This window comes from Longimicrobium sp., from assembly GCF_036554565.1.
Classification (GTDB): Bacteria; Gemmatimonadota; Gemmatimonadetes; order Longimicrobiales; family Longimicrobiaceae; genus Longimicrobium.
This window is the reverse complement of sequence record NZ_DATBNB010000262.1, coordinates 1-2,782: the sequence shown is the minus strand read 5'-3', so window position 1 is coordinate 2,782 and position 2,782 is coordinate 1. Positions and strand designations below refer to the sequence as shown.

At 74.6% G+C, this 2,782-nt stretch carries 4 protein-coding genes; all 4 read right to left on the bottom strand.

What is annotated here, in order from left to right:
* The coding region (locus VIB55_RS07115; RefSeq protein WP_331875977.1) for an acetyltransferase at window positions 1-629 on the bottom strand (629 nt) is incomplete at its 3' end.
* Window positions 626-1,294 carry a PIG-L deacetylase family protein gene (locus tag VIB55_RS07110; protein WP_331875976.1) on the bottom strand — a complete coding sequence of 223 codons (669 nt, stop codon included), beginning with the start codon at window positions 1,292-1,294 and terminating at the stop codon, window positions 626-628. The genes VIB55_RS07115 and VIB55_RS07110, both read right to left, overlap by 4 nt.
* Window positions 1,291-2,256: a methionyl-tRNA formyltransferase gene (locus VIB55_RS07105; protein ID WP_331875975.1), complete on the bottom strand. Its 966-nt coding sequence runs from the start codon at window positions 2,254-2,256 to the stop codon at window positions 1,291-1,293. Before VIB55_RS07105 ends, VIB55_RS07110 begins: the two co-directional genes overlap by 4 nt.
* Window positions 2,228-2,782, bottom strand: a 555-nt coding sequence (locus VIB55_RS07100) for a sugar transferase (RefSeq protein WP_331875974.1), incomplete at its 5' end; no start/stop codon positions are given. The genes VIB55_RS07105 and VIB55_RS07100, both read right to left, overlap by 29 nt.

The following is a 2,782-nucleotide window of genomic DNA, read 5'->3' as shown; positions in this document are numbered from 1 at the left end:
GCCGGCACGCCGGCCACCGTGGCCCCTACCGGCACGTCGCGGACCGCCACGGCGCCGGCCCCCACCCGCGCGTCGTCGCCGATGCGCACGCCGGGGATGACGGTGGCCCCCGCGCCGATCCAGCCGCGGTCGCCCACGCGCACGTTTCCGCACAGGGAGGACATGGGCGACAGGTGCGCCCCGTCGCCCACCACGCAGTCGTGCTCCACCACCGAGGCGGTGTTCAGGATCACCGCTTCGCCCACGCGCGCGGCGGCGTTCACCACCACGCGGGGAAAGACCACCGTCCCCCGCCCGATCGTCGCCGAGGGGCTCACCGCCGCCGTGGGATGCACCAGCGGGGGAGACGGCGTATCGCCCAGCGCCGCCAGGCAGCGCGCGCGCTGCGCGTTGTCGCCCACGGCCAGGGCCACGGCGCCGGCCCCCGCGGGAAGCGGCGCCGAGCGGCGGATGGCGTTCAGCAGCTCGTCCTCGTCCGCCACGACCGTGGCGCCGCCGGGCTCGACGACGACGCCGCGCTTGGCGGGGTCGCGGTCCACGAACCCCGCCAGCCGGTGGCCGGCCGCGCGCACCAGGTCGGCCACCACCTTGCCGTGGCCCCCGCCCCCCCACACCAGGAAGTCGGTCACCAGACCTGGCGCACCAGCACGAACGCCTCGGCCGCGCGCACGCCCACGGTGCACCCGCGCATGGTGGCCAGCGCCCGCAGCGCCTCGGCCGAGCGCTCGTGCGGAAAGGGCTTGATCTGCGACTCGAAGCACTCCATGGCGCGCACCTTGGTGTCCAGCTGGTCCGACACGTCCACGTACACGTTCGGCGCGAAGGCCGGCGACAGGTACGGCGCGTTCCAGTTGGTCTCGGAGAGCGTCTCGTACGCCAGCACCATCCGCGGGGGCGCGGCCGTGGAGGGGCGCGACGCCACCAGCGCCGAAAGGAACACCAGCTGGTGGTCGGCGTGGATGTCGCCCACGAAGGGGATGAGCACGGTGTGCGGCCGCACCCGCGCGAACACCTCGCCCATGCGGGCGTTCAGGTCGCGGTGCGCCACCGTGTCGAGCGCCGCGGCGGGAAAGTCCAGGAAGAACGTTTCGCGCACGCCCAGTACCCGGTGGGCCTCCGCCGCCTCGGCGCGCCCCCGGGCGATGAACGCCTCGTCCCAGTGCGGGGGAAAGCCCTTGGTGACGATGACGACGTACACGTCCTCGCCCGCGGCCGAGAGCCGGGCGATGGTCCCGCCGGCGCCGAGTACCTCGTCGTCGGGGTGCGGCGCCACCACCAGCAGCGGCCCCTTCACGCCCGCCTCTCCCCCGGAAGCGCCGCGAACAGCGCCGCCCCGTCCATCCCCAGCTTTTCGTGCATCCGCAGCACCTTTCGCGCGTCAACCCGTTCGCCATCCCCCCGCTGCACGGTCCGAAGCCGCACGTGGCCGCGGTCGCCGCACTGCACCAGCACGCCCTGCTCGTCCATCGCCTGCACCTGGCCGGGAAGGCCCCAGTACCGGTCGTCGCGCACCCGGTCCGCCGCCCACACCACCAGCCTTTCGCCCCCCTGCACCGTGAAGGCGCCGGGGTACGGGTCGCCCGAGGCGCGCACCAGCGCCCACACGTCGTCCGCCGAACGCGTCCAGTCGATCCACCCGTCCGCGGCGGTGCGCCGGGCGCAGAAGGTGGCGCGCGAGTGGTCCTGGGGCAGCCGCGGCGCCGTTCCCTCCGCCAGCCGCGGCATCAGCCCGGCCAGCATCCGCCGCAGCGCCTCCATGTGCTTTCCGTACAGCGTGGCCGCCGTCTCGTCCTCGGCCACGGCGAAGCGCTCCTGCGCCGCGACGTCGCCCGAATCCATCCCCTGGTCCAGCCAGAACAGGGTGCCGCCCGTCTCGCGCACCCCCTGCAGGATGGTCCACGGGATCACCCCGCGCCCCCGGTTCTCCGGCAGCGGCGCGGGATGGTAGCCGAGGGCCCCGCCCGCGGGGACGGCCAGGAAGTCGTCGCGGCAGATCTGCGACCACCCGATCACCAGCACGTGCCGGGGCGCCACCTCGGCCATGGCGGCCAGCGCCTCGGGCGTGTTCACGTCCGGCGCGTCGATCACCCGCACGCCCAGCGATTGGGCCAGGGGCCGCAGGTGCACGTAGTCCGAGTGGCGGCGCGCGCGGTCCGGCGGCAGAGTCAGCAGCGCCGCGGGCGGGTGCCCGGACTCGGCCATCGCCTGCAGCGCCACCCGCGTGCTTTCAACCGCCCCGACCAGAACCGTGCGCATGCAGCCGTGCCTGTTCCAAGGGGCCGCTCCGGACCCGTTCGCCCCCCACGACCACCGCCAGCGTCCGCGCCAGGATGCGCAGGTCCAGCCAGAGCGAGCGATGGTCCACGTACCATACGTCCAGCAGAATGCGCTCGGGCCAGTCCAGCTCGGTGTTGCCGTTCACCTGCGCCCACCCCGTGAGCCCCGGCGTCACCTCCAGCCGCCGCCGCTGGAAGGCGTCGTACCCCGCCACCTGCTCCGGCAGCGTGGGGCGCGGGCCCACCAGCGACATGTCGCCGCGCAGCACGTTCACCAGCTGCGGCAGCTCGTCCACCTTCAGCCGCCGAAGCACCGAGCCCACGCGCGTCACCAGGGGGTCGCCGGAGCGCACCTGCGCCATCTGGTGCGCGGGGATCTGGTGGACGCGCATCGTGCGGAACTTGAGCGCCTGGAACACCCGCCCGCCCCGCCCCGCCCGCGGCTGCACGAAGAGAAGGGGCCGCCCGTCCTCCAGCAGGATGCCGATCGCCGCCAGCGCCAGCAG